This window comes from Nocardioides caricicola (genome assembly GCF_039541135.1).
Classification (GTDB): domain Bacteria; phylum Actinomycetota; class Actinomycetes; order Propionibacteriales; family Nocardioidaceae; genus Nocardioides; species Nocardioides caricicola.
This window is the reverse complement of sequence record NZ_BAABFQ010000004.1, coordinates 54758-80354: the sequence shown is the minus strand read 5'-3', so window position 1 is coordinate 80354 and position 25597 is coordinate 54758. Positions and strand designations below refer to the sequence as shown.

Annotated in this window: 24 protein-coding genes; 15 read left to right on the top strand and 9 right to left on the bottom strand. The window is 71.5% G+C overall.

The window, feature by feature from the left end; translation table 11 throughout:
• Positions 1-13: 13 nt before the first annotated feature.
• The 4 genes from ABD875_RS07495 to ABD875_RS07480 are packed head-to-tail and all read left to right on the top strand — an operon-like array spanning position 14 to position 1173.
• Positions 14-247, top strand: coding sequence for a hypothetical protein (locus ABD875_RS07495; RefSeq protein ID WP_345172879.1), 234 nt, complete (start codon positions 14-16; stop codon positions 245-247).
• Positions 244-642 (top strand): phage holin family protein, encoded by a 399-nt coding sequence (locus tag ABD875_RS07490; RefSeq protein WP_345172876.1) that lies wholly within the window; start codon positions 244-246, stop codon positions 640-642. The genes ABD875_RS07495 and ABD875_RS07490 overlap by 4 nt, the downstream gene beginning before the upstream one ends.
• The gene (locus ABD875_RS07485; RefSeq protein WP_345172874.1) at positions 635-871 is read left to right on the top strand and encodes a DUF3618 domain-containing protein; all 237 of its coding nucleotides are present in this window, start codon (positions 635-637) and stop codon (positions 869-871) included. The genes ABD875_RS07490 and ABD875_RS07485 overlap by 8 nt, the downstream gene beginning before the upstream one ends.
• Positions 868-1173, top strand: coding sequence for a DUF4235 domain-containing protein (locus ABD875_RS07480; protein ID WP_345172872.1), 306 nt, complete (start codon positions 868-870; stop codon positions 1171-1173). The genes ABD875_RS07485 and ABD875_RS07480 overlap by 4 nt, the downstream gene beginning before the upstream one ends.
• 3 nt (positions 1174-1176) lie before the next feature.
• On the opposite strand, the gene ABD875_RS07475 is transcribed toward ABD875_RS07480, so the two are convergent.
• The 3 genes from ABD875_RS07475 to ABD875_RS07465 are packed head-to-tail and all read right to left on the bottom strand — an operon-like array spanning position 1177 to position 4318.
• The gene (locus tag ABD875_RS07475; protein WP_345172870.1) at positions 1177-2481 is read right to left on the bottom strand and encodes an MFS transporter; all 1305 of its coding nucleotides are present in this window, start codon (positions 2479-2481) and stop codon (positions 1177-1179) included.
• Between the two features lie 18 nt (positions 2482-2499).
• Entirely contained in the window at positions 2500-3840 is a 1341-nt protein-coding gene (locus ABD875_RS07470; protein WP_345172868.1) for a dienelactone hydrolase family protein, read from the bottom strand.
• Between the two features lie 34 nt (positions 3841-3874).
• Positions 3875-4318 carry a nitroreductase family deazaflavin-dependent oxidoreductase gene (locus tag ABD875_RS07465; RefSeq protein WP_345172867.1) on the bottom strand — a complete coding sequence of 148 codons (444 nt, stop codon included), beginning with the start codon at positions 4316-4318 and terminating at the stop codon, positions 3875-3877.
• A 54-nt stretch (positions 4319-4372) separates the two neighbouring features.
• Here ABD875_RS07465 and ABD875_RS07460 point away from each other — a divergent pair, with 54 nt between their 5' ends.
• The 4 genes from ABD875_RS07460 (at position 4373) to ABD875_RS07445 (ending at position 7975) form a co-directional block, all read left to right on the top strand.
• Positions 4373-5290 (top strand): 1,4-dihydroxy-2-naphthoyl-CoA synthase, encoded by a 918-nt coding sequence (locus ABD875_RS07460; protein WP_345172865.1) that lies wholly within the window; start codon positions 4373-4375, stop codon positions 5288-5290.
• A 251-nt stretch (positions 5291-5541) separates the two neighbouring features.
• Positions 5542-6675: a GTPase family protein gene (locus ABD875_RS07455; RefSeq protein WP_345172864.1), complete on the top strand. Its 1134-nt coding sequence runs from the start codon at positions 5542-5544 to the stop codon at positions 6673-6675.
• Entirely contained in the window at positions 6672-7292 is a 621-nt protein-coding gene (locus tag ABD875_RS07450; RefSeq protein WP_345172862.1) for a class I SAM-dependent methyltransferase, read from the top strand. The genes ABD875_RS07455 and ABD875_RS07450 overlap by 4 nt, the downstream gene beginning before the upstream one ends.
• On the top strand, positions 7289-7975 hold the full coding sequence (locus ABD875_RS07445) for an NAD-dependent deacylase (protein WP_345172860.1): 687 nt from the start codon (positions 7289-7291) through the stop codon (positions 7973-7975). Before ABD875_RS07450 ends, ABD875_RS07445 begins: the two co-directional genes overlap by 4 nt.
• Before the next feature lie 54 nt (positions 7976-8029).
• Here ABD875_RS07445 and ABD875_RS07440 read toward each other — a convergent pair whose 3' ends face one another.
• Positions 8030-8785, bottom strand: coding sequence for a TetR/AcrR family transcriptional regulator (locus ABD875_RS07440; protein WP_345172859.1), 756 nt, complete (start codon positions 8783-8785; stop codon positions 8030-8032).
• A gap of 121 nt (positions 8786-8906) precedes the next feature.
• Between ABD875_RS07440 and ABD875_RS07435 the strand changes: the two genes are divergently transcribed.
• From ABD875_RS07435 to ABD875_RS07425, 3 genes are read left to right on the top strand one after another with little or no spacing between them, the layout of a single operon-like run.
• Complete coding sequence (locus ABD875_RS07435; RefSeq protein WP_345172857.1) at positions 8907-11069, top strand: MMPL family transporter; 2163 nt, start codon at positions 8907-8909, stop codon at positions 11067-11069.
• 42 nt (positions 11070-11111) lie between these two features.
• Positions 11112-11753, top strand: coding sequence for a hemerythrin domain-containing protein (locus ABD875_RS07430; protein WP_345172856.1), 642 nt, complete (start codon positions 11112-11114; stop codon positions 11751-11753).
• A gap of 30 nt (positions 11754-11783) precedes the next feature.
• Positions 11784-12494: a hypothetical protein gene (locus ABD875_RS07425; RefSeq protein ID WP_345172853.1), complete on the top strand. Its 711-nt coding sequence runs from the start codon at positions 11784-11786 to the stop codon at positions 12492-12494.
• Between the two features lie 3 nt (positions 12495-12497).
• Here ABD875_RS07425 and ABD875_RS07420 read toward each other — a convergent pair whose 3' ends face one another.
• Entirely contained in the window at positions 12498-14555 is a 2058-nt protein-coding gene (locus tag ABD875_RS07420; protein ID WP_345172852.1) for an acyltransferase family protein, read from the bottom strand.
• A 70-nt stretch (positions 14556-14625) separates the two neighbouring features.
• On the opposite strand from ABD875_RS07420, the gene ABD875_RS07415 reads away from it, so the two are divergent.
• Positions 14626-15771, top strand: a complete 1146-nt coding sequence (locus ABD875_RS07415) for an acyl-CoA dehydrogenase family protein (RefSeq protein WP_345172850.1) — start codon at positions 14626-14628, stop codon at positions 15769-15771.
• A gap of 3 nt (positions 15772-15774) precedes the next feature.
• Here the strand turns inward: ABD875_RS07415 and treZ are convergent, their stop codons facing one another.
• The 3 genes from treZ to glgX are packed head-to-tail and all read right to left on the bottom strand — an operon-like array spanning position 15775 to position 21949.
• The gene (gene treZ, locus ABD875_RS07410) at positions 15775-17511 is read right to left on the bottom strand and encodes a malto-oligosyltrehalose trehalohydrolase (RefSeq protein WP_345172848.1); all 1737 of its coding nucleotides are present in this window, start codon (positions 17509-17511) and stop codon (positions 15775-15777) included.
• Entirely contained in the window at positions 17511-19769 is a 2259-nt protein-coding gene (gene treY / locus ABD875_RS07405) for a malto-oligosyltrehalose synthase (protein ID WP_345172846.1), read from the bottom strand. Before treY ends, treZ begins: the two co-directional genes overlap by 1 nt.
• A 2-nt stretch (positions 19770-19771) precedes the next feature.
• Positions 19772-21949, bottom strand: coding sequence for a glycogen debranching protein GlgX (gene glgX, locus ABD875_RS07400; protein WP_345172844.1), 2178 nt, complete (start codon positions 21947-21949; stop codon positions 19772-19774).
• A 117-nt stretch (positions 21950-22066) separates the two neighbouring features.
• Here glgX and ABD875_RS07395 point away from each other — a divergent pair, with 117 nt between their 5' ends.
• Genes ABD875_RS07395 through thpR form a run of 3 tightly spaced genes read left to right on the top strand, consistent with a single transcriptional unit; the run spans position 22067 to position 24859 of the window.
• Positions 22067-23509 (top strand): MDR family MFS transporter, encoded by a 1443-nt coding sequence (locus ABD875_RS07395; RefSeq protein ID WP_345172842.1) that lies wholly within the window; start codon positions 22067-22069, stop codon positions 23507-23509.
• A 52-nt stretch (positions 23510-23561) separates the two neighbouring features.
• Positions 23562-24293 (top strand): VIT1/CCC1 transporter family protein, encoded by a 732-nt coding sequence (locus tag ABD875_RS07390; RefSeq protein WP_345172840.1) that lies wholly within the window; start codon positions 23562-23564, stop codon positions 24291-24293.
• Positions 24293-24859 carry an RNA 2',3'-cyclic phosphodiesterase gene (gene thpR / locus ABD875_RS07385; protein ID WP_345172837.1) on the top strand — a complete coding sequence of 189 codons (567 nt, stop codon included), beginning with the start codon at positions 24293-24295 and terminating at the stop codon, positions 24857-24859. The genes ABD875_RS07390 and thpR overlap by 1 nt, the downstream gene beginning before the upstream one ends.
• Here the strand turns inward: thpR and ABD875_RS07380 are convergent.
• Positions 24823-25584, bottom strand: coding sequence for a GTP pyrophosphokinase (locus tag ABD875_RS07380; protein WP_345172835.1), 762 nt, complete (start codon positions 25582-25584; stop codon positions 24823-24825). The two genes, thpR and ABD875_RS07380, sit on opposite strands and share 37 nt — an antisense overlap.
• Between the last annotated feature and the right edge of the window lie 13 nt (positions 25585-25597).

Below are 25597 nucleotides of genomic sequence, written 5' to 3'. Positions count from 1 at the left end.
GATGGAGGGTCACATGTCCAAGTTGTCGTTCCTCGCCGGCTTCGGTGCCGGGTACGTCCTCGGAGCCCGCGCTGGACGCGAGCGCTACGAGCAGATCGCGGACAAGGCTCAGGGTGTCTGGCGCGACCCCCGGGTGCAGCACAAGGCCGACCAGGCCCAGCACCTGGTGAAGGAGAAGGTCAGCGACGCCAGCGCGAAGGTCAGTGAGCAGGTCACCGGCCAGTTCACCGGACAGGCGACGCCGTGAGCCACCAGACCCAGTCCACCGGCGACCTGGTCTCCCAGCTGTCGAGCGAGATCTCGACGCTCGTGCGAGACGAGCTCCGGCTGGCCCAGGTCGAGGTGACCGGCAAGGCCAAGAAGGCCGGCATCGGCGCCGGGATGTTCGGCGCGGCCGGCGTGCTCGCGCTGTACGGCGTGGGCGTGCTGATCGCCGCCGCGGTGCTCGCGCTCGCCCTCGTGGTCGACGCGTGGCTCGCCGCGGTGATCGTCGGCGTCGTCGTCCTGGCGGTCGCGGCTGTGGTCGCCCTCGGTGGCAAGCGCGAGGTGGCCCAGGCGAGCCCGCCGGTGCCCACGCAGGCAGTAGAGAACGTGAAGGCGGACATCGACACCGTCCGTCACCCCAGGAGGGACCATGAGTAACGGGACCAGCCCGGAGGTCGCCGCGCTCCAGGCGGACATCGAGCGCACCCGCGAGGAGCTCGCCCAGACCGTCGACCAGCTCGCCGCGAAGCTCGACGTGAAGTCCCGGGTCCGCGACCGGGTGACCGGCCCGGACGGCAAGCCGACGCCGGCCGTCACGAGCGTCGGCGCCGGGGTCGTCGCGGGGCTCGCGGCGATGCTCGTCCTCTGGCTGTGGGGACGCCGATGAGCGCCCCGAAGCACGAGAAGAAGACCAGCCGGTCCGCCGCGCTGCTGTACCGGCCCTGGGGACTGGTCGCCAGCCTGCTCGGCGGACTCGTCGCCGGCCAGATCTTCCAGCAGGTCTGGAAGCGCATCGACCCGCAGAGCGCCGACGCCCCGCCGAAGCCGCTCGAGTCGGAGTACCGGCTCCGCAAGATCCTGATCGCGGCCGCCATCCAGGGCGCGATCTTCACGGTCGTGCGGGCCCTGATCAACCGCGGCGGCGCTCGGCTGTTCGAGCGCTGGACCGGTGAGTGGCCGGGCGACTGACCGTCAGGGCACGGACTTGATCCGGGTGACGAACACCGAGCCCAGGATCGCCGCGGCGAACGCGCTCAGGTAGACCGCGCAGTAGCCGACGGAGAACGCGTCGCCGTCGGTCTCGGTCAGACCGCCGAGGGCGTCGACCACCACCAGGATCACGCCGGCGATGCCGGGCGCCACGACCTGCGGCAGGGCATTGGCGATGTTGATGACGCCGAGGTCCTTGCCACGGTCGGCGGCCCCGGGGAGGACCTGCGTGATCAGCGCGAAGTCGACCGACGTGTAGATGCCGTAGCCGACCCCCATCAGGACGGCGGCGACGAGCGCGGCCGGCCAGGTCTGCGCGACGGCGAGCAGGGCGGAGGCGAACGCGCCCACCACGCCGGACCAGATCACGAAGACCTTGCGGCGCCCGGTGCGGTCGCTCCAGACGCCGAAGCCGACCGCGGTCACCACGAGCGCGGCGGCGTACGTCGCCGTCAGCACGAACACGCCGTCCTCGGCCTCGTCGGACGTCAGGCCGATCGCGTCCTGCAGGTAGTACAGGAGGTAGAGCAGCCCCAGCGCGTTGCCGAGGTTGACCAGGAACCGCGTGATCCACGCCCACGCGAAGTCGGGGTGCTCGCGCGGCGACACCCAGAACGACCGGAGGAACGCGCCCCAGTCGAACGGCGCCGGCCGCTCCTCCGGGGTGAGCGCGACGTCGCGCGAGCCCAGGCAGTACGGCACCGCCAGCACCAGCAGCACCGCAGCGGTGGCGACGTACCCGGCCGCGATGCTGCCGGTCGCCGACGCGATGCCGACCCCGCCGACGACGCCGACGGTCTGGGCCATCGCGAGGACGCCGCCGACCTTGCCGCGCGAGCCGACCGGGACCTGGTCGGGCACGGTCGCGGTGATCGCCGCGAGCATCGCGTTCAGCGTCGCCTGCACGCCGCACCAGCCCAGCGCCATCAGCACGACGTTGTCGGCGACGGCGAGCAGGAGCAGCGATAGCGCGCCGCCGACCGCTCCGCCGACCACCCACGGGAGGCGGCGTCCCGCGCGCAGCGTGGTCCGGTCCGAGAACGCGCCGAACACCGGGTTGCAGACCACGGACACGAACGCGCCGAGGCCGAGGACGACGGCGAGGACGACCTTCTTGTTCGCCTCGTCGATCGACTCGGCCTGCTGGGCGAGCAGCACCTGGATCGGGCCGAAGAACCCGGCCCACAGCCCGATGCTGGCCAGCGTCAGGAACGCGACCCAGCGCCCGGGCGGGTCAGCGAGAGGCTCGGCCAGCGCGGAGCGGCGCGCGCCTGTCTCGGTCGTCACAGGCGCAGGATGGCACGCTCAGCAGCCCACGTCCGCGATGTCGCCGTTCTCGCCGAGTCCGTCGAGGGAGTACGCCGAGCAGTAGTAGCCGCTCAGCAGGTCGGCGCGCCGGAGCGTCACCGGCTCCCACCGGCCGTTCCCGACCGGCTCAAGGTAGCGGAACGTCGTGTCGAGCAGCGGCGCCGCCGGGCGGCTCTTGAGGTAGTGGCCGAGCCAGCGCTGCACGTAGACGCTGGTGAGGGCCTGGCCGTAGCGGCTGGCGGGCAGCACCAGCGGGATGTCGGTGTACTCCAGGTGCGTCGACGCGCGCGGCACGACGAGCATCGTGTCGAGCCCGGCCCGCTTCCACGCGTCGTAGCCGGTCGCCCGCTCCCGCCCGGGGTCGGGCTGCTCGGCGGCCGGGGTCGGCTCGAAGAAGTACTCCGACTGGATCGCCAGCGCCGGCACCCGCGGCTCGGCACCGTCGCTGCTCAGCTTGTCGAGCGCGACCACGGTCGCCACCCGCCTGTCGGTGCCCTGCACCTGCGAGACGGCGGTCGCGCCGAGCGAGTGCCCGATGATCGCGACCGGCTCCGCGTCGTACGACCGCCAGAACGGGTTGTACGGCGAGGTCGCGCTGGCGCCAGCGGAGTTCTCGTTCGGGTACTGGTGCTTCGGGTCCGACACGAAGAAGTCGAGCGCGTCCTCGGTGCCGGTGGTGAAGTTGCCGAGCTGCTGCGACGGGACGCCGTGGCAGTCGAGCGGGTTGCAGAACGGCACCATCGGCTGGTTCAGCGGGGAGTCCTCGTGCGGCAGCGTCTCGCTGGTCCCCTGACCCTGCACGTCGTAGGTGAGCACGACGTACCCGCGCTCGGCGAGGTCCTGGGCCAGCCACTCGTACATGCCCTGCGAGCCCTGGATCGAGCCGGTCGTGATCACCACGCCCGGGAACGGGCCCTGGAGCTTCTTGCCGGTGTACGGGTCGCGCGCGTCCGGCAGCGGCCGCCACACGGTGCCGCGCAGGAGCGCGCCGTACCGGTTGGTGAACGCGACGCGCTGCGACCGGCCGCGGGTGTCGGTCCAGCCGGCGCGCAGCGGGTTCCCGACGTTCCATCCCGGGACCAGGTTGCCCGCGGTCAGCGACAGCCGCAGCGGGGACGCGACCTGGGTGAGCAGCTGCTCGACGTACCGCCCGGTCGTCGCGGCGACCAGGGCCGGGAGGTACGCCGGGTTCTGCAGCTGGCCGCCCTCGCCGGTGATCCGGCCGTACGAGTCGGCCATGTTCTGCAGGTCCGCCTGCGGGTCGGGCGGCGCCGCCGACGCGGGTGTGGCCAGCGCGGCGGTGACGAGGAGCGAGAGGGCAGCGGTCAGCAGGCGCATGGTCGCTCAACGAACGACCGGCGCCTCGGTGACGTCAGACGCGCTCGAGCAGGAAGACCGGGATCTCGCGGTCGGTCTTCTCCTGGTACTCGGCGTACGGCGCGTACTGCGCGACCGCCCGCTCCCACCACTCCGCGCGCTCCTCGCCCTCGGCCACGCGGGCGCGGTAGGTGTGCTTCTCGCCCTTGTCCTGGAGGTCGACCTCGGGGTGGTCGAGGAAGTTCTGGTACCACGCCGGGTGCGACGGGTCGCCGCCCTTCGACGCGACCGCGGCGTACACGCCGTCGTGCTCGACCCGCATGACGGGGTTCTTGCGGAGCTTGCCCGACCTGGACCCCACCGACGTGATCACGACGATCGGCCACTCGGGCTTGCCCTGGAGGAGGTTGGCCCGCTCGCCGTTCGAGGCCTCGAACTCCTCGACCTGGTTGCGGACCCACTCCCACTGACTCGGTTCGTACTCGCCTTCAAGTGCCATACCCGAACAATGCCCGCTCGGTGCCGACACATTCCCCGCCGATAGCCTCGCCCCATGAGCGCTATCGACGGGGTGTCGGAGATCTTCGACGCCGAGCAGTGGGACGAGGTCCCGGGCTTCGACGACCTGACCGACCTGACCTACCACCGCGCGAAGGCGCACGGCACGGTCCGGGTCGCGTTCGACCGGCCCGACATCCTCAACGCCTTCCGTCCGCACACCGTCGACGAGCTGCTGCGGGTCCTCGAGCACGCGCGCACGTCGAGCGACGTCGGCTGCGTGATCCTCACCGGCAACGGCCCGAGCGCGAAGAACGGCAAGTGGGCGTTCTGCACGGGCGGCGACCAGCGGATCCGCGGCCGGGCCGGCTACCAGTACGCCGAGGGCGAGACCGCCGAGACCGTCGACAAGGCCAAGCTGGCCCGCCTCCACATCCTCGAGGTGCAGCGGCTGATCCGGTTCATGCCCAAGGTCGTGATCTGCGTGGTGCCCGGCTGGACCGCCGGCGGCGGCCACAGCCTCCACGTCGTCTGCGACCTGACCCTGGCGTCGCTCGAGGAGGCGCGGTTCAAGCAGACCGACGCCGACGTGGGCTCGTTCGACGGCGGCTTCGGCTCGGCGTACCTCGCCCGCCAGGTCGGCCAGAAGTACGCCCGCGAGATCTTCTTCCTCGGCCAGGAGTACTCCGCCGAGGACGGCATGCGGATGGGCACGGTCAACAAGGCCGTCCCGCACGCCGAGCTCGAGGCGACCGCCCTGGAGTGGGGCCGGCTGATCAACGGCAAGTCCCCGACGGCGCAGCGGATGCTGAAGTACTCCTTCAACCTGCTCGACGACGGCCTGGTCGGCCAGCAGCTCTTCGCCGGCGAGACCACCCGGCTGGCGTACATGACCGACGAGGCCCAGGAGGGCCGCGACCAGTTCCTCGAGAAGCGCGAGCCGGACTGGTCGCCGTACCCCTGGTACTACTGAGCGTTCCGGCTCGCCCGCTGGCGACGCATCACATCCGGCGGCACATCCATCAGCCATGCTGGCGTCGTGAAGCCAGATGACGCGGACGTGCGCGACCCAGGTGAGTTCATGGTCATGGTGGGATCCGGGCCGCGACTCACGAGCGACTGCTGACCGAGTCGAGTCGTCCGCCTCAGGCGGGTGTATAGACACCTGAGAGGCGGACGACCCGAGTTCCCGGGATCGCTTGCTCGGGCTGCGACTCTTGAGCCATGGCGAAACCCACGGACGCGTGGTTCGGCCAGGCCTTCGGGAAGGCGTGGAAGGACAAGGCGGAGGAGATCGGCCGGTTCAACCTGGCCATCTTCGGCAAGACCGGCGTCGGCAAGTCGACGCTGGTCAACGCGATCTTCGGTGAGGAGATCGCGGCGACCGGCATCGGCCAGCCGGTCACGAAGGCCGCGCACCTGTACCTCCACCAGAGCGGCACGCTCGGCGTGCTCGACACCCGCGGGCTCGAGGTCGGCAAGGACAACGCCGAGCTGATCACCGAGCTCCAGGACTACCTGCACGGGATGCGCCGGCGGGCGCTGTCGGAGCAGGTGCACGTCGCCTGGTACTGCGTGCGCGCCGGCGACCGGCGCTTCGAGCCGAGCGAGGCCGAGTTCGTCCGCGCGCTGCACGCGATGGGCCTGCCGGTGGTGATGGTGCTGACCCAGGTCGCCCGGTCCGGCGACCGGGTGCACCCCGACGCCGAGGCGCTCGCGGCGCACATCGCCGCGATGGACCTGCCGATCCAGGACGGCCTGGTCCACTACACGATGGCGAAGGCCGACGAGTTCACCGGGCAGGCGGCGTACGGCCTCCAGGAGCTCCTCGATGCCACCTTTCGCGGCGCGCCCACGGGCGTCGCCCACGCGATCACGGCGGCGCAGCAGATCGACTTCGACCGCAAGCACGAGCGGGCGGAGGCGGCGATCAAGGTAGCGACCGGGGCGGCGGCCGCCGCCGGCGCCTCGCCGATCCCGTTCTCCGACGCCGCCATCCTCGTCCCGATCCAGCTCGGGATGATGGCGTCGATCGCCGTCACGTACGGCATCTCGGTCGAGCGGTCGACCGCCGCCTCCATCGCCGCCACCGCTGCCGCGACGACGGCCGGCCGCTCGGTGGTCGGGAACCTGCTCAAGTTCGTGCCTGGCGCCGGGACCGCTGTTGCGGGCACCATCAACGCGACGATCGCGAGCACGTTCACGTACGCGATCGGGCATGCGTGGGTACGGGTGTGTGAACGGCTTGCGCGTGGTGAGCTGCGAGCGGTCGGAGGGGCCCTCGACAGCGACAAGATCCACCGCCTGTTCATGGAGGAGTTCAAGTCGCAGGCGAAACGGAGGTCAAAGGCGTTGTGAGCACCCGGTGGGAGCGGATCGCCCGGGAGGCCGCAGGGGAGGACTACGCGAGGGAGTACGCCGCACGGTTCCGCGCGCTCGCGGCCCGTGGCGAGGACGTGCACGGGGAGGCCGCGTTCGTGGCCGAGCTGGTGCCGGCTCCGGCGCGCGTGCTCGACGCCGGGTGCGGCACCGGCCGGATCGCCGTACGCCTGAGCGAGCTGGGGTACGACGTGGTCGGCGTGGACGTCGACCTCGCGATGCTGTGGGTCGCCGCGGGCGACAACCCGGAGCTGGAGTGGCAGTGGGCCGACCTGTCGACCCTCGAGCTCGAGTCGACGTTCGACGTCGTGCTGGTCGCGGGGAACACGATCCCGCTGCTCGAGGACGGCACCCTCGCCGACACGTGCACGCGGCTCGCGGCGCACACCGAGCCCGGTGGCCTGGTCATCTGCGGCTTCGGGCTGGACGAGGCGCACCTGCCGGCCGGGTGTCCCGTGACGACGCTGACCGACTTCCAGGCGGCGATGGCCCTGGCCGGGCTCGACGACGTCGCCGAGTTCAGCGGCTGGGAACGGGGTGAGTTCGACCCCGAGGGTGGGTATGTCGTCTCCGTGTACCAGAGGCCCGAGGCATGAGGATCGTCGTCCTTACCGGTGCCGGCATCTCCGCCGAGAGCGGCGTGCCGACCTTCCGTGACGCGGACGGGCTGTGGGAGGGCCACCGGGTCGAGGACGTCGCGACGCCGGAGGCCTTCGACCACCAGCCGGGGGTCGTGCACCGCTTCTACGACGAGCGCCGCTCCGCGCTGCACGCGGTCGAGCCGAACCCCGCGCACCGGGCGCTGGCCCGGCTGGAGGAGGCCCTCGGCGACAACCTGCTGGTCGTCACCCAGAACATCGACGACCTGCACGAGCGCGGCGGATCGACGCGGGTCCTGCACATGCACGGCGAGCTGCGCTCCGCACTCTGCCGCGGCTGCGGCGGTCGCTCGCCGTGGGACGGCCATCTTGCCCACCTGCCGCCGTGCCCGGCCTGCGGGGAGGCCGAGCTGCGGCCCGACGTGGTCTGGTTCGGCGAGGTGCCGTACGAGATGGACCGGATCCAGACCACCCTCGACCGCACCGACCTGTTCGTCTCCATCGGCACCTCCGGCGCGGTCTACCCGGCCGCCGGCTTCGTGCAGTACGCCGGCCGACGCGGCGCCCGGACCCTGGAGCTGAACCTCATGCCCAGCGAGGGCACCCACCTCTTCGACGAGGCCCGCCACGGCCCGGCCTCGGAGCTGGTGCCGGCCTGGGTGGACGAGCTCCTCCGATAGTCCCTCACGTTCTGGTTGCCCGCACCGGCGTGTCGGCAACCAAAACGTTAGGGACTATCCCGCAAGCCGGGCGCGCACCATCGCCTCGAGGCGCGGCCAGTCCTCGGTGAGCCCGATGCGGGGGACGAAGTTGCGGATGGTGTCGATGAACATCTCGCCGGACTCGATGATCCGCGGGTCCATGTGGCCGAAGACCTCGAGCGCGACGACGCCGTACAGCTGGGTCCAGCCCTGCATGTAGACCCAGATCAGGCCCCGCTCGTCGGGGCCCAGGCCCTCGGTCTCGGCGGGGATCACCGGGTCGGTGACCGCCTCGCGCACCGAGGCGGGCAGGTCGGTGACGGCGGGGATCGGGTGGTGGTTGTGCTGCCAGAGCGCCCGCATCTGGCCGGTGAGCAGGTGCCCGGACGTGGCGAGCGTCAGCTGCTCGCGGCGGATGCAGTCGGCGTCGGCGATGGGGTTGGCGAAGACCAGGCCGAACTCGCGCGGGTTCGCCAGCGCCCACTGGCGGAACTCGGTCGTCGACATCAGCAGCCGGCCGGCGTGGTCGTCCTCGGGCAGCAGGTCGGCGGCCGCCGCGAACCGGGCGGTCGCGGCCTTGTCGATCTCGAAGGCGACCAGGTCGACGAGCTCCTGGTAGTTCGCGACGTAGCGGTACAGCGCCGGCGGGGTCACGCCCATCCGGCCGGCGACCGCGCGCAGCGAGAGCTCGGCGCCCTCGGCGAGGAGCTGGCGGGAGACGGCGACGATCTCGTCGTACGTCGCCTCGCGCTGCCGCTCGCGTCGCGTCGGCTGCCGCAGGGTCCCCATGTGCTCTCCCTTCCGGGCGAGATCTTGGCACCCGACCGTTGACGACCGCAGTTTACACCGCTTACGGTTTACACCGTTCACAAACCTGACGGATGTTCACCGAGGGCGCGAGGAGACGGTCATGCTGGATCGATGGGGCGGGTTCGTGGCCCGCCGGGCGGTGCTGGTGCTGGTGGCGGCGGTGCTCGTCACGCTGGGCGCCGCGGCGTACGGGAGCGGGGTGTTCGACTCCCTGAGCCAGGGCGGGTTCGACGACCGGGGCTCGGAGTCGGCGCGTGAGCTGGAGGCCGAGCGGGACACGTTCGGCAACCGCGCGGTCGACGTCGTCGCGGTGTACTCCAGCGACGAGCTCACCGCCGGCGACCCGGCCTTCCGCGGCGCGGTCGAGGACGTGCTCGCCGACCTGCCGGCCGGGACCACCACCCAGGTGGTGCCGTACTGGGCGGCTCCCGAGGCCGGGCTGGTCTCCGGCGACGGGCACACCGCCCAGGTGCTGATCTCGCTGGCCGGCGAGAGCCAAGACGACTACCTCACCCACTACGACGAGATCGAGCCGGTGCTCCACGCCGACGGGGTGGACACCGACCTCGCCGGGTCGTTCGCGGTCTACAACGACGTCAACGAGATCACCTCCGAGGACCTCGAGCGCGCCGAGCTGATCTCGCTGCCGCTGGTGATCCTGCTGGCCCTGCTGATCTTCGGCAGCGTCGTCGCCGCGCTCATGCCCGCGATGGTGGGCGTAGTCGCGATGGTCGGCGCGCTCGCGGTCGTGCGGCTGCTGACGAACGCCACCGAGGTCTCGGTCTTCGCCGTGAACGTGATCTCCCTGCTCGGCATCGGCCTGGCGATCGACTACGCGCTGTTCGTGATCAGCCGTTTTCGCGAGGAGCTCGCGCTGCTGCCGGCCGACCACCCCGACGCGTCCGCGATCGCGATCCGCCGCACGATGGGGACGGCCGGCCGCACCGTGCTGTTCTCCGGCCTCACCGTCGCCGCGGCCCTGGCCAGCCTGCTGATCTTCCCGCAGGCGTTCCTCAAGAGCATGGGGTACGGCGGCATCGCCGCGGTGCTCGTCGCGATGGTGGCGGCCCTCACGATCCTGCCGGCGACGCTGAAGCTGCTCGGCCGCCGCATCGACGCCGGCCGGCTGCCGTGGCGCCGCCACCAGGCGGTCTCGGGCGCCGACGAGCACGGCCGGTGGGCCCGGCTCGCCCGCGCGGTGATGCGGCGCCCCGTCGCCGTCATCGTCGCGACCGTCGCCGTGCTGCTGGTCATCGCGTCGCCGTTCCTCGGCGCCCAGTGGGGCAGTGTCGACCACCGGGTGCTGCCCGAGGACGCCCCCGCGCACCAGGCGCAGGCGCTGCTGAGCGAAGAGTTCGGGGCCGAGACCTCGACCGCGAACCTGCTGCTCCAGGGCGCCGACGAGGCCGACGTGGCGTCGTACGTCCGCGCGGTCGAGCAGGTGCCCGGCATCGTCTCGGTCGCGCCGGTCGACCAGTCCGGCGACACCACGCTGCTGCGGGCGACGTGGGAGGGCAACAGCCAGTCGGAGGAGTCGCAGGCGGTCGTCGCGGAGCTGCGGCAGGTCGACCCGGGGTCAGGCACCGCGCTGGTCGGCGGACTGACCGCCGACACCGTCGACCTGATCGACTCCGTCGGCGCGCACCTGCCGTGGATGGGCCTGATCGTCGTCGTGGTGATGCTCGGCCTGCTGTTCGTCGCCTTCGGGTCGGTGGTGCTGCCGGTGAAGGCGGTGGTGATGAACCTGGTCTCGATCACGGCGTCGTTCGGCGTCGTCACCTGGATCTTCTCCGACGGCCACCTGGCCGAGCAGCTCGGCTTCGTCTCCCAGGGCTACCTCGACGCGACGATGCCGATCCTGATGCTGGCGATCCTGTTCGGGCTCTCCATGGACTACGAGGTGTTCCTGCTCTCGCGGATCCGGGAGCAGTACGACCTCACCGGCGACAACGACGAGGCCGTGGTGACCGGCGTGCAGAAGACCGGCCGGATCATCACCAGCGCCGCCCTGCTGCTGGCGGTCGTGATCGGGGCGTTCGGGCTCTCCGGGATCGTGTTCATGAAGATGCTCGGCATCGGGATGCTGGTCGCGCTGCTCATCGACGCGACCGTCGTCCGTGCGGTCCTGGTCCCCGCCACGATGAAGCTGCTCGGCCGGTGGAACTGGTGGGCGCCGGCGCCGATGCTGCGCTGGTGGGAGCGGCACGGCTTCCGCGAGAGCGACGCCGAGCGCCCGGAGCGCGAGCCCGTCGGCGTGGTCTGAACCGGTCTGGTCGCCGTTCCGGGACGGGCCTACCGTCCCGGAATGGCCCCGACCGCCCCGATGTCGATGAATCGGGTCATCCACGCCGCCGTACGGCGCGACCTCGCCCGGCTCGACACGGCGTTGGGCGACCTGCGAGACGGTGACGCCGGGCGGGCCCGCGACCTCGAGCGCGCGTACGCGTTCCTCCGCGCAGAGCTCACCCGGCACCACGAGCACGAGGACGACCTGGTCTGGCCGATGCTCGCCGACTTCGACGTCGACCCCGCGCTGCTCGCGGCCATGGAGTCCGAGCACCACGCGATGGCCGACGCGCTGCGGGAGGTGGCCGAGGCGCTCGCCCGCCTGGTCGAGAGCCCCACCGCCGCGTCGGCGCGCGAGGCCCGCCGGGTGGTCGGGGCCGCGCGGGAGGTCGTCGACCAGCACCTCCACCACGAGGAACAGACCATCGAGCCGGTCATCCACGACCTCCTCGACACCCCGGAGTGGAAGTCGGTCGAGAAGCGGCTGCGCAAGGCGCCGCCGACGGTCGCGGGCGACTTCTTCGCCTGGATCCAGGACGGCATCGAGGATCGCGAGCGCAGCTACCTGCGTGACACCGTGCCCGGCCCTGTGACATTCGTCCTCGGGCGGGTGCTCGGGCGCGGCTACCGGCGCGAGGTCGCGAGCGTCTGGCACGGTTGAGGCCACGCACGCCAAACCAAGGAGACTTCCATGACCCGGATCGGACTCGCTGTCGCGAGCGTCGGCCTCGCCACCGCCCTCACCGCCTGCGGAGGAGGCGACAGCTTCACCGACCAGTCCGCCGAGGAGATCGCCGACGCCTCGAAGGACGCGATGGCGGACCTGAAGTCGGTGAAGGTCGCTGGCTCGATCACGGCCGACGGCCAGCAGGTCGAGATCGACATCCAGACCGACGACCAGGGCAGCTGTGTGGGGAGCATCGGCGTCGACGGTGCGTCCGCCGAGCTGCTCGGCGCCGACGGCAAGACGTGGTTCCGCCCGAGCGAGGAGTTCTGGCGGCAGTCCGGGGGCGAGGCGGCCGACCAGCTCATCTCGATGGTCGGCGACAAGTGGGTCGTGATCCCGGAGGGCGAGGAGGACGGCTTCGGCCAGTTCTGCGACCTCGACGAGCTCCTCGAGCAGATGCTCAAGGACGACGAGGAGGACGACGACGCGAAGTTCTCCAAGGGCGACACCCAGGACATCGACGGCGAGGAGGCGATCGCCATCGACCAGGAGGACCCCGAGGACGGCACCTCGACCGGCTACGTCCTCGTGGACGAGCCGCACTACCTCGTGAAGATCGAGAAGACCGACGGCGAGGACTCCGGTGACGTGACGTTCTCCGCGTTCGACGAGGAGGTCGACGCGGAGGCGCCCGCCGAGGAGGACACGATCGACCTCGACAGCCTCGGCGGGTAGTCGCTAGGGGAGCACCCCGTCGAGCTGCTCGAGCTCGGGGAGGATGTGCTCCACCCAGTCGATGCTGAGGTGGTCGGCGTTCGCGAAGACCATCCGGCCGCCGGCGAAGCTCGGGCAGCGCTGCTCGAGGCAGACCAGGGGTGTGATGTCGACGTACGTCGCCCCGGTCTCCTCGGCGGCCTGCCGGGTCGCGCGGTTCGCGTCGCGGACCGGCTGGTTCGCCGGCGCGGTGCAGGTCGCCATCGTCGCCTCGAGGTCGGTGAGACAGTCGATCGGGTCGAACTGGGTCCTGTTGGTGTCGGCGAGCAGCCGGACGTCGGGCGCCGTCGCCTGCAGCGCCCGCACCGTGCTCGCGACGCCGTCCCGCCACACCTGTGACCGCTCGTCACCGGTCACCAGGTAGTTGCCCGGCATGCCGCGCCCGCTCACGTAGACGACGTCCGGGTCGAGCTCGGGCAGCTCCTCGAGCACCCAGCTGCGGAAGTCCTCGCACTCGGTGTAGGGCCGCGACAGGTCGTCGGTCACCAGCGGCACGTCGTACGGCACGCAGCCGAGCTTGATCAGCGGCACGACGCGGTAGCCCTGCTCCTGCCCGATCCGGTCGAACGCCGGCAGCCACTGCCCCGCGTGCGAGTCGCCGAGCACGACGAGGGTCTTGTCGCTGTCGACGTCGCCGACCGGGCAGATCTTGGCGACGCTCCGGTCGTGCCCGACGAAGCACTTGTACTGGTGGTTCCAGAGGTCGCGGGCCAGCTCGTCGACCTGCCCGATGCTCTCCAGCGGGAACGCGACCGGAGCCTCGCTGTCGGCGAGCTCGAGCGAGACGGCGAGCTCGTCTCGGACCGGCACCTGCTCGGAGCGCAGCGCCTCGTACTGCTCCAGCTCGCCGAGGTGCTCCTCGAGCCGGTGGTCGGCGACCGAGCGTCCGCCCATGACCGCGACCAGGACCACGGCGAGCGCCGCCGGCCAGAGCACCAGCCCGCGCCGCGTGGACCCGCGGAACCAGCGGCCGTTGCGGAAGGGGTTCTCGACGAGGTGGTAGCTCGCGAGCGACAGCAGCAGCGTGAGCGCCAGCAGGACGCCGGTCCCGGCGTGCGCGGCGCCGTACACGAGCACCGGCCAGTGCCACAGGTAGATCGAGTAGGACAGGTCGCCGATCCACGGCAGCGGTGTGATCGAGAGCGCGCGGCCGGCGCTGGCCCCGGCCCCGGTCGCGCCCCCGGTCGCGCTGCCGGTCCCGGCGGCGATGAGGGCCGCGGTGCCGAGCACGGGCAGCAGGGCGTGGAACCCGGGGAACGGGGTCGCGGCGTCGAACGTCCAGACGGCGAGGGCGATCGCCGCGAGCCCGGCCCAGCCGAGCACCAGGCGCGGTGCGCGCCCGAGGTTCGTCAGCCGGGCGCCGGCGAGGGCCAGGAGCGCACCGATCCCGAGCTCCCAAGCGCGGGTCAGCGAGGAAAAGTACGCCGCGGTCTCGTCGCTGCCGGTGAGGACGACCGACCAGGCGAGCGACGCTGCGCAGAGCAGGCCGAGCACCCCGGCCACGACGTCGAGCCGGCGGCGCGCGACCAGCAGCAGGAGGATCAGCAGCAGCGGCCAGACCAGGTAGAACTGCTCCTCCACCGCGAGCGACCAGTAGTGCTGGACCGGCGACGGCGGCAGTCCTTCGGCGAAGTAGTCGGTGCCCAGCCGTGAGAACCGCACGTTCGAGAGGAACACCGCGGCCCAGGCCGCGTCGGTCGTGATCCGCTGCACCGCGCGGTAGGAGAGCTCGAGGGTCGCGTACGTGACGATCGCGACCAGCACGAGCGTCGCCGCGGGCAGGATCCGCCGGGCCCGGCGGGCGTAGAACCCCGTCAGGCTGATCCGGCCGTCGCGCTCGGACTCCCGCAGCAGCAGCCCGGTGATCAGGAAGCCGGACACGACGAAGAAGACGTCGACGCCGACGTACCCGCCGGTGAACCCCGACAGACCTGCATGGTCGGCGACCACGGCCAGGACGGCGATCGCGCGCAGGCCCTGGATGTCCAGCCGGTTGTGGCTGGGTGTGGTGGTCGGCGACATCGCACGGACCATAACCCGGCTCCCGGGCCGTCCGCGGGACCTCTGGTTACCGAAGAGTAGTATCGCGCCCATGAAGCGCTCCATCTACGACGAGGACCACGAGGCGTTCCGCGCCTCGGTGAAGGAGTTCCTCGACCGGTCGGTCGTCCCCCACGTCGAGCAGCACGCCGCGGACAAGGCGATCCCGCGCGAGTTCTGGCTCGAGGCAGGCAAGCAGGGCTTCCTGGGCCTCGAGATCCCCGAGGAGCACGGCGGCGCCGGCGCGGACGACTACCGCTTCAACGCGGTGCTGTTCGAGGAGCTCAACAAGGTCAACGCCGCGCTCGGCTCCTGCGTGGGCATCCACGCCGACATCACCGCGCCGTACCTCGTGGAGCTCGGCACCGAGGAGCAGAAGAAGCGCTGGCTCCCGGGCGTCGCCGCCGGCGAGATCCTCCTCGCGATCGGCATGACCGAGCCCTCCGGCGGCTCCGACCTCGCCGCGCTGAAGACCACCGCGGTCCGCGACGGGGAGCACTGGGTGATCAACGGCTCGAAGACGTTCATCACCAACGGCTACTCCGCCGACCTCGTGATCACCGCGGTGCGCACCTCGCCGGAGAAGAAGGCGCGCGGCATCACGCTGTTCGCGATCCCGGCGACCGCCGAGGGCTACTCCCGCGGCCGCAAGCTCGACAAGGTCGGCCAGGACGAGTCCGACACCGCCGAGCTCTTCTTCGAAAACGTCCGGCTCACCGACGACGACATCGTCGGCGAGCTCGACGGCGGCTTCATCCACATGATGCAGAAGCTTCCCCAGGAGCGGCTCGGCTGCGCGATCTCCAACCTCGCGCACGCCCGCCAGATCCTCGAGGAGACGCTGGTGTACGCCAAGGAGCGCAAGGCGTTCGGCCAGGGCATCGGCTCGTTCCAGCACAACAAGTTCCTGCTCGCCGAGCAGTTCACGACCGTCGACGTCGCCCAGGCGTACGTCGACCAGTGCGTCATCGCCCACGACGCCGGTGAGCTCACGCCGATCGACGCGGCCAAGGCCAAGTGGTGGACCTCGCAGGTGCAGAACGACGTGCTCGACCACTGCGTGCAGATCTACGGAGGCTACGGGTTCATGAACGAGTACCGCGTGGCCCGCGCCTGGCGCGACGCCCGGGTCTCGAAGATCTGGGCCGGCTCGAACGAGATCATGAAGGAGCTGATCGGGCGCGACCTGGGCCTGTGACGCTCAGCCCACGACCGCGCCGGCGTGGGCGGGCAGCACCAGTCCGTTCGCGCCGAGTGAGGCTCCGGCGGGGGTCGCGAACAGGACCTCGCTCGCCTCGGTCTCGACCGTCGCCTCGTCGTCGCCGAAGTTCACCGCGACCAGCAGGTCGCCGCGGCGCATCGTGAACACGCGGCTGTCCTCGTCGGCGGTGCAGGAGACGGACGCGAACGACGGGTCGGTCAGTGCCGGCTGCTCCCGGCGCAGCCGGGCGAGGTCGCGGTAGACCTCCAGCAGCACGGCGTGCCGGCCGGTGGTCGCCTCGGACCAGTCCAGCTTCGACCGCTCGAACGTCGCCGGGTCCTGCGGGTCCGGCACCACGGCCGGGTCCCAACCCATCCGCTCGAACTCCGCGATCCGGCCCTCCGCCGTCGCCCTGCCGAGCTCCGGCTCCGGGTGCGAGGTGAAGAACTGGAACGGCGTCGAGGCCGCCCACTCCTCACCCATGAACAGCATCGGCGTGAACGGGCCGCACAGCGTCAGCAGCGCCGCGCAGGCGAGCTGGTCGTCGTCGAGCACCTCGGTGATCCGGTCGCCGCGCGCCCGGTTGCCGATCTGGTCGTGGTTCTGGCTGCACACCACCAGCCGCCACGTCGGCATCGCGCGCAGGTCCACGGGGAAGCCGTGCGGGCGCCCGCGGAACGACGACCAGGTGCCGTCGTGGAAGAACCCGCGCTCGCACACCTTGGCCAGCGCCCCCAGCGGGGCGAAGTCCGCGTAGTAGCCCGCGGTCTCGCCGGTCAGCGCCACGTGGACCGCGTGGTGGAAGTCGTCGCTCCACTGGGCGTCGAGCCCGTAGCCGCCGGCCTCGCGTGGCCGCACCAGCCGGGTGTCGTTGAGGTCCGACTCCGCGATCAGCGTGAGCGGCCGGCGCAGGTGCGCCGACAGCGCCGCCACCTCGACCGCCATCTCCTCCAGCAGGTGCTGGTGCGACGCGTCGTTGAGCGCGTGCACGGCGTCCAGCCGGAGCCCGTCGACGTGGTAGTCCTCCAGCCACATCCGGATGTTGTCGAGGATGTAGCGCCGGACCTCCGCCGAGCCGGGACCGTCGAGGTTGAGGTAGTCGCCCCAGGTGTTCGCACCCTGCTTGAGGTAGGGCCCGAACTCCGGCAGGTAGTTCCCCGACGGACCGAGGTGGTTGTAGACGACGTCCTGGATCACGCCCAGGCCGGCCGCGTGACAGCCGTCGACGAACCGCTGGTAGCCCTCGGGCCCGCCGTACGGCTCGTGGACCGCGAACCACCCGACGCCGTCGTAGCCCCAGTTGTGGGTGCCGTTGACGGCGTTGACCGGCATCACCTCGACGAGGTCGACGCCGATCTCGCGCAGGTGGCCGAGCTTGCCGAGCGCGGCGTCGAACGTGCCCTCCGTGGTGAAGGTCCCGATGTGCAGCTCGTAGATCACCGAGCCGGCGAGCTGGCGGCCGGTCCAGGTCACGTCGTTCCAGACGTGCGTGGACGGGTCGTAGGTTCGCGAGCGCTGGTGGACGCCCGCCGGCTGACACCGCGAGCGCGGATCGGGCCGCGGCGTGTCCGAGTCGTCGATCAGGTAGCCGTAGTCGACCCCTCCTTCCGAGATGTCCGGGATCGGTCCCGCCGGGACCCACCAGTCGCCGGGGGTCTTCGACATCTCGACGGTCTCATCGTCCACCGACAGTCGCAGGCGACGGGCGTTCGGCGCCCACACGTCGAAGGGAGTCATCAGGCCTCCTCCACCAGCAGGGCGACGGGGTGGGTGGCGAGCAGGTCGGCGAGCCGGCCGGTGGTCGACGCGCCGGTGAGCACGTCGTGCCAGCGCCCCGGCGGCAGGTCGAGGGCGGTGTCGCCCCACCCACCCGCGGCGGCCAGCCCGACGGGCATCCGGGTCGCGACGGTGATCGCGCCGCCCCGGTCGAACGCGAGCACGTGCCCGGCCGCGGGGCCACGGGCGGGCACCGGCGCGTACGTGGTGAAGAGCTCGGGCCGGTCGCGGCGCAGCCGCAGCGCGCTGCTGGTGACGTGGAGCTTGTCGACGGCGTCGTCGCCGGCCTCCCCGGCGAGGACCGCGGCGCGGTGGTCGAAGTCGACCGGGCGCCGGTTGTCCGGATCGACCAGCGACGTCTCCCACAGCTCGCTGCCCTGGTAGACGTCCGGGACCCCGGGCATCGTGAGCGCGACCAGCTTCGCCGCGAGCGAGTTGGCGCGGCCGGGCTCGTCGACCCGGGCGCACAGCTCGGCGAGCACGCGGCGTACGTCGTCGGACTCGAAGATCGCGTCCACGGCGCGGTGCACCGCCGCCTCGTACTCCTCGTCCGGCTCGGTCCACGTCGTGCGGTCCCCGGCCTCGCGCATCGCCTTCTCGGCGTAGCCGTGCAGCCGTGCGGGGAGGTCCGGCAGGTGCTCCGGGGTCCAGGCGCCGAGAACGGCCTGCCACAGCAGCGCGCCGAAGCCGGGGTCGGGCACGGGCGCCAGCCGGAGCAGCTCGCCGAGCGCCTCCGCCCAGACGTCGGGCATCTCCGCGAGCACGGTGATGCGGGCGCGCACGTCCTCGCCGCGCTTGGTGTCGTGCGTGGAGAGCGTGGTCATGGCGTACGGCCGGTCCCGCTGGCGCAGCGTCATCGCGTGGTGGAAGTCGTCGACGTCGATCGCGAAGACCGCCGGGTCGCCGCCGACCTCGTTGAGGGACGTGAGCCGGGACCAGCGGTAGAACGCGCAGTCCTCGACCCCCTTGGCCATCACCATCCCGCTGGTCTGCTGGAACCGGCGGGCCGCCGGGGCCCAGGGGTCCGAGAGGATGGGGAGCAGGACGTCGAGCGTCCCGGCCAGGTCCGGACGGTGCGCCCGGGCCCGGGCGAACGCCTCGTCGAGGTGCTCGCGGCCCTCGGGCAGGTAGGAGCGGTAGACCGGGAAGCAGGCGAGGAGCTCGGCGAGGGCGTCCTCGGTGCGCTCGTCGCCGTCCAGCTCGCGGTTGATCCGGAGCACTTCCGAGTGCAGGATCCCGTCCGCGACCGCGCGCTTGCTGTCGTGCACCATCGCGTGCCAGTCGACGGGCGCGCCGCGCAGCGAGGCCTCCAGCGCGTCCAGCGGCTGCTCGCCGGCGGGGTCGGTGAGCACCCGGTCCACGAGCGCGAGCGCGTCGTACCCGGTCGTGCCGGCCGTCGCCCAGGTCACCGGCAGCGTCTCGCCGGTCTCGAGGATCTTCTCGACCAGCACGTAGCTGTCGCCGGTGAGGTCGGCGAGGTCGTCGAGGTAGCGGCCGGGGAAGCGCAGCCCGTCCGGGTGGTCCACCCGCAGGCCGTCGACCAGGCCCTCCTCGAACCAGCGACGGATCTCGGCGTGCGTCTCGGCGAAGACCTCGGGGTCCTCGACCCGCACGGCCGCCAGCGTGTTCACGGCGAAGAAGCGGCGGTAGTTGAGACCGTCGTCGGCGACGTGCCAGTTCACGAGCTCGTAGTGCTGCTCGTCGAGGGTCGTCGTGCCGGGCGCCATCGGGAAGCGGTGGTCGTGGTACCTGACCTCGCCGTCGCCGGAGTCGGACGGCACGACCTCGATCGCGTCCTCGTCGCCGTCGCCGACCACGGGGATCCGGATCTTGCCGCCACCGGCGTCCCAGTCGACGTCGAACGCGGTCGCGTGCTCGGACTCGCGCCCCAGCCGCAGCAGGTCCCACCACCACGGGTCCGCGGACGGGGTCGCGACGCCGACGTGGTTCGGGACGATGTCGACGAGCACACCCATCCCGAGCCGGCGCGCCTCGGCGGACAGCGTCGCCAGGCCCTCGGCCCCACCGCGCTGCGGGTCGACGTGGTCGAACGCGACGACGTCGTACCCGTGCTGGCTGCCGGGCTCCGACGCGAGCAGCGGGGACAGGTAGACCCAGTCCACGCCGAGGTCGTGGAGGTACGGCAGCCGCCGGGCCGCCTCGAACAGGTCGAACTCGGGCGTGATCTGCAGGCGGTACGTCGACACCGGGACGCGCATCGTCAGGCCTTCCGGGCCTGAGCCACCGACGCGGCGACCGACAGGTCGGGCTCGACCTCGGGCGCGCGGTGCTCGCGCAGCACCACCATGCTGCGGTGCGGGAGCGTGAAGGATCCACCCGCCTCGAACGTGCCGTCCTCGTCGGCGGACCCGCCGGTGTCGATGACGACGTCCCACGCCTCGGCGTACTCGTCGGACGGGAGCGTCACCGTCGCTTCACCGTCGGCGTTGAAGTACAGCAGGAAGTGGTCGTCGACGATCGGCTGGCCGCGCTCGTCGCGACCGGCGATGCCGTGCCCGTTGAGGTACATCCCGATGGCCTTGTCGCCGTCGTCCCAGTCGCCGTCCTCCATCGGCCGGCCGTCCAGGTGGAGCCACACGATGTCGTTGAGCCGGTCACCGTCGCCACCGTCCGGCACCCGCACGGTCCCGCCGGTGAAGAAGCGCTTGCGCCGGAACGTCGGGTGGTCGCGGCGCAGCCGGGAGACGGCGGCGGTGAACTCGACCAGCGGGCCGTCGGCGTCGTCCCAGTGCACCCAGGAGAGCTCGTTGTCCTGGGCGTAGGTGTTGTTGTTGCCCTGCTGGGTGCGGCCGAGCTCGTCCCCGTGCAGCAGCATCGGGACGCCCTGGCTGAGCAGCAGGGTGGCGATGAAGTTGCGCTGGGCGCGGGCGCGCGCGGTCTGGATCTCGGGGTCGTCGGTCGGGCCTTCGGCGCCGTGGTTCCAGGAGCGGTTGTGGCTCTCCCCGTCGTTGTTGTCCTCGCCGTTGGCGTCGTTGTGCTTCTCGTCGTACGACACCAGGTCGCGCATCGTGAAGCCGTCGTGCGCGGTGACGAAGTTGATGCTCGCGACCGGGCGTCGGCCGGAGTGCTCGTAGAGGTCCGCCGAGCCCGCGATGCGGGACGCGAACTCACCCAGCGAGGGCTCGCCGCGCCAGAAGTCGCGGACGGTGTCGCGGTACTTGCCGTTCCACTCGGTCCACTGCGGCGGGAAGCCGCCGACCTGGTAGCCGCCCGGACCGATGTCCCACGGCTCCGCGATCAGCTTCACCTGGCTCACGACCGGGTCCTGCTGCACGAGCTCGAAGAACGTCGAGAGCCGGTCCACGTCGTAGAACTCCCGCGCCAGCGTCGAGGCGAGGTCGAAGCGGAAGCCGTCCACGTGCATCTCGGTCACCCAGTAGCGCAACGAGTCCATCAACAGCTGGAGCGAGTGCGGGTGCCGGACGTTGAGGCTGTTGCCGGTGCCGGTGTAGTCCATGTAGTAGCGCTGGTCGTCCTCGACCAGGCGGTAGTACGCGGCGTTGTCGATGCCCTTGAAGCTCAGCGTCGGCCCGAGGTGGTTGCCCTCCGCGGTGTGGTTGTAGACCACGTCGAGGATCACCTCGATGCCCGCCTCGTGCAGCGCCTTGACCATCGCCTTGAACTCCTGCACCTGCTGGCCGATGGCCTCCTCGCCGCGCGCGGTGGCGGAGTAGTCGGCGTGCGGTGCGAAGAACCCGAGCGTGTTGTAGCCCCAGTAGTTGCGCAGCCCCTTCTCGAGCAGCGTGCTGTCCTGCACGAACTGGTGCACGGGCATCAGCTCGAGCGCGGTGACGCCGAGCTTGGTCAGGTGCTCGATGACGGCCGGGTGCGCGATACCGGCGTACGTGCCGCGCAGATCCTCCGGAATGTCGGGGTGGAGCTGGGTCAAGCCCTTGACGTGCGCCTCGTAGATGACCGTCTCGTTGTACGGGTAGGAGAGGCGGCGGTCGCCCTCCCAGTCGAAGAAGGGGTTGATGACCACGCCGTGGGTCATGTGCGGCGCGGAGTCGTCGTCGTTGCGCGAGTCCTCGTCGCCGAAGTTGTACGAGAACAGCGCCTGGTCCCAGTCGATCTCGCCCGCGGTCGCCTTGGCGTACGGGTCGAGCAGCAGCTTGTTCGGGTTGCAGCGCAGCCCGTTCTCCGGGTCCCACGGACCGTGGACCCGGTAGCCGTAGCGCTGACCCGGTTGCACCGACGGCAGGTAGCAGTGCCAGACGTAGGCGTCGACCTCGGTGAGCTCGACGCGCGACTCGTTGCCGGCGGCGTCGAAGAGGCACAGCTCCACCCGCTCGGCGGCCTCGCTGAACAGCGCGAAGTTCGTGCCGCTCCCGTCGAACGTCGCCCCTAGCGGGTACGCCCTGCCCGGCCAGACCTCCACTGCGTCCTCCCCTTCACCCTCTTGGATCGATCAAACCAGGAGTACCCACACCCGGGCGGGTCGAACCATGGGCCGGGACGGGAACAAGGCCGGCCCGGGCGTAGGTTGGCGACCGTTGTGGCAGTCAACGAGGTGAGCCGGGCGAGTGTCGGGCTGCGCAGCGAGCGTGGCCCGGTCCTCCTCGCGGTCATGCTCAGCATGTCCCTGGTGGCCATCGACTCGACGATCCTCGCCACCGCGGTGCCGGCGGTCGTGGGTGACCTCGGCGGCTTCTCCCAGTTCCCGTGGCTGTTCTCGGTCTACCTGCTGACGCAGGCGGTCACGGTGCCGATCTACGCCAAGCTCGCTGACCTGTACGGGCGCAAGCCGGTGATGCTGGTCGGCGTCGGGCTGTTCGTCGTCGGGTCGCTGCTGTGCGGCCTCGCGTGGGGGATGACGTCGCTGATCGTGTTCCGCGCGCTCCAGGGCGTCGGCGCGGGCGCCGTGCAGCCGATCGCGCAGACGATCATCGGCGACATCTACTCCGTCCAGGAGCGCGCGAAGGTGCAGGGCTACCTCGCCAGCGTGTGGGCGGTCTCCGCCGTCCTCGGCCCGACGCTGGGCGGCCTGTTCTCCGACTACCTGTCGTGGCGCTGGGTGTTCCTGGTGAACCTGCCCGTCGGGCTCGCCGCCGCGGTGATGTTCTGGCGCGGGTTCCACGAGGACGTCGAGCGCCGCCAGCACCGCATCGACTACGCCGGGGCGGTGCTGCTCACCGTCGGCGGCCTGCTGCTCCTGCTCGCGCTGCTCGAGGGCGGGGTGCGCTGGTCCTGGACCTCGGCCACGAGCATCGCGCTGTTCGCGGCGGCGGCCGTGCTGCTGACGGCGTTCGCGCTCGTCGAGCGGCGCGCGGCCGAGCCGGTGCTCCCGGGCTGGGTGTTCCGCCATCGCGTGGTGGTCGCGGCGATGACGACCACCCTCATCGTCGGCGTCCTGATGATGGGCATGACGACGTACGTCCCGCTCTACGGCCAGAGCGTGCTCGGCCACGGTGCGGTCGCCTCCGGGCTGGCGCTCGCCGCGATCGCGCTCGGCTGGCCGCTGTCGGCGTCGAACTCCGGTCGGCTGTACCTCACCGTCGGGTTCCGTACGACGATGCTGATCGGCGGCGCGGTCGCGACCGCTGGCGCGTCCCTGCTGCTGCTCGTCGGGCCGGGCAGCTCGATCCTGGTCCTGGCGGCGCCGTGCTTCGTGATGGGGCTGGGCTTCGGGCTGGTGGCCAGCCCGGCGATCATCGCCGCCCAGTCGGCGGTGTCGTGGCAGCAGCGCGGCGTCGCGACCGGGTCGACGATGTTCTCCCGCTCGATCGGCAGCGCGCTCGGTGTCGCGGCCTTCGGCGCGATCGTGAACGGCGTGCTGACGTCCCACCTGGGCCGCGGCGTACCCGACCTCGAGAACCTGACCCCGGAGGTCCTCGAGCCGGCGATCCACGCGGTGTTCGTCGCGTCCGCCGTCGTCGCGGTGGCGCTGCTCGTGGTGGGCTTCCTGATGCCCCGAACGGTGTCGACGGAGGACCGGTGAGCACAGGCTGCCCTTGCTTGCAGGCGCCTGCGTCACGGCGTTGGATCGAGCCATGACCGCAGAGCTCGAGGTCCCGGTCGGCCCGCACGAGGACGAGCCGCACCAGTCGGGGTTCAACAACCGGCTCAACTGGCTGCGGGCCGCCGTCCTGGGCGCGAACGACGGCATCGTGTCGACGGCCGGCATCGTCATCGGCGCGGCCGGTGCCACCAGCGACCGCAACGCGATCGTGATCGCCGGTGTCGCAGGCCTGGCCGCGGGAGCGATGAGCATGGGGGCGGGGGAGTACGTCTCGGTCAGCACCCAGCGCGACTCCGAGCTCGCGCTGCTCGCCAAGGAGCGCCGCGAGCTGCGCGAGGAGCCGGAGGAGGAGCTCGCGGAGCTCGCCGGCATCTACGTCGAGAAGGGTCTCAGCGAGGAGCTCGCGCTCGAGGTCGCGGAGGCGCTGACCGCGAAGGACGCCCTCGGCGCGCACGCCGAGGCCGAGCTCGGCATCGACCCCGACGACCTCTCCAGCCCCTGGCACGCCGCGTGGGCGTCGATGCTCTCCTTCACCATCGGCGCCCTGCTCCCGCTGCTCACGATGACGCTCGGCGGCTCGGGCTACCGGCTCTGGCTGACGGTCGCGGCGGTCGTCCTCGCCCTCGGGTTCACCGGGTTCATCAGCGCCCGCCTCGGCTACGCCCGCCCCGGTCGGGCCGTCGCCCGCAACGTCGCGGGCGGGCTCTTCGCGATGGCGGTCACCTTCGGCATCGGCTCCGCCCTCGGCACCCAGATCGGCTGATGCGCCTCTTCGTCGCGCTGGTGCCTCCTCCCGAGGCGGTCGAGCACCTCGACGAGTTCCTCGACGTACGACGTTCCGCGGGCCCGTTCCGCTGGGCCGGCCCCGAGCAGCTCCACGTGACGCTGGCGTTCCTGGCCGAGGTCGAGGAGCGCCGGCTCGACGACCTGGTCGAGCGGCTGGGCCGGGCCGCCGCGAAGCGGACCGCGTTCGAGACCGCGATCGCCGGCGGAGGCGCGTTCCCGAACGCCGCGCGGGCGCGGGTGCTCTGGGCCGGCCTCGACCTCGAGGATCACGGCCGTACCGAGATCGACCGGCTCGCGACCGGCTGCCGGGCCGCGGCCAACCGGGCCGGCGTACCGGTCGACGGGCAGCGGTTCCGGCCGCACGTGACCGTCGCCCGGCTCGGCCACCCGGACGAGGTCGCGAGCTGGGTCCGGCTGCTGGACGGCTACGCCGGCCCCCGCTGGGTCGCGGACCGGATCACGCTGGTCGAGTCCCACCTGGGCGAGGGACCGCGCCGGCGGCCGCGCTACGAGTCGCTCGCGGAGCTCCCGCTGTCCGGCTGAGCCCCGATCCGGCGCAGCGCGGCCAGCAGCGACGCGTCCGGCGCCTCGGTCCGGATCCCCTCGACGACCTCGGCCGGGAGCGGGTCGAGGCCGCGCACCTCCTCGTGCAGCCGCTCCATGTCGGAGTCGAGCGCGAAGGCCGCCTCGGCCGCGCTCCGCAGGCCCGCGAGGAGCTCGGCCGGCACGTCGCGCCGGTACTTGTAGTAGATCTTGTGCTCGAGGCTCGCCCAGAAGTCCATGGCGATCGTGCGGAACTGCACCTCGACCCCGACGGGCATGGTGCCCTCGGACAGGAAGACGGGGACCTCGACGAGCGCGTGGAGGCTGCGGTAGCCGTTCGGCTTCGGCTCCAGGATGTAGTCACGCACCTCGACGATGCGCACGTCGGACTGGTGAGCGAGCAGGTCGAAGACCCGGTAGACGTCCGAGGTGAAGCTGCACACGACGCGGACGCCGGCGATGTCGACCACCCGTTCGCGGACCTCGTCGAACGACGGGTGGGCATCGAGGTCGAGGCCCTTGCGCTGGATCTTCTCGAGCAGGCTCTCCGGCGACTTCAGCCGGGACGTGACGCTCTCGATCGGGTTGTAGTCGTGCAGGTGCAGGAACTCGTCGCGCAGGATGTTCAGCTTGGTGACGACCTCGTCCATGCCGAAGCGGTGCTCGAGCATGAAGCGGCGGAAGTCCTCCTCGCTCGAGGCGCCGCTTCGGGGACTGGTGCTCACCTCGCCACCCTAC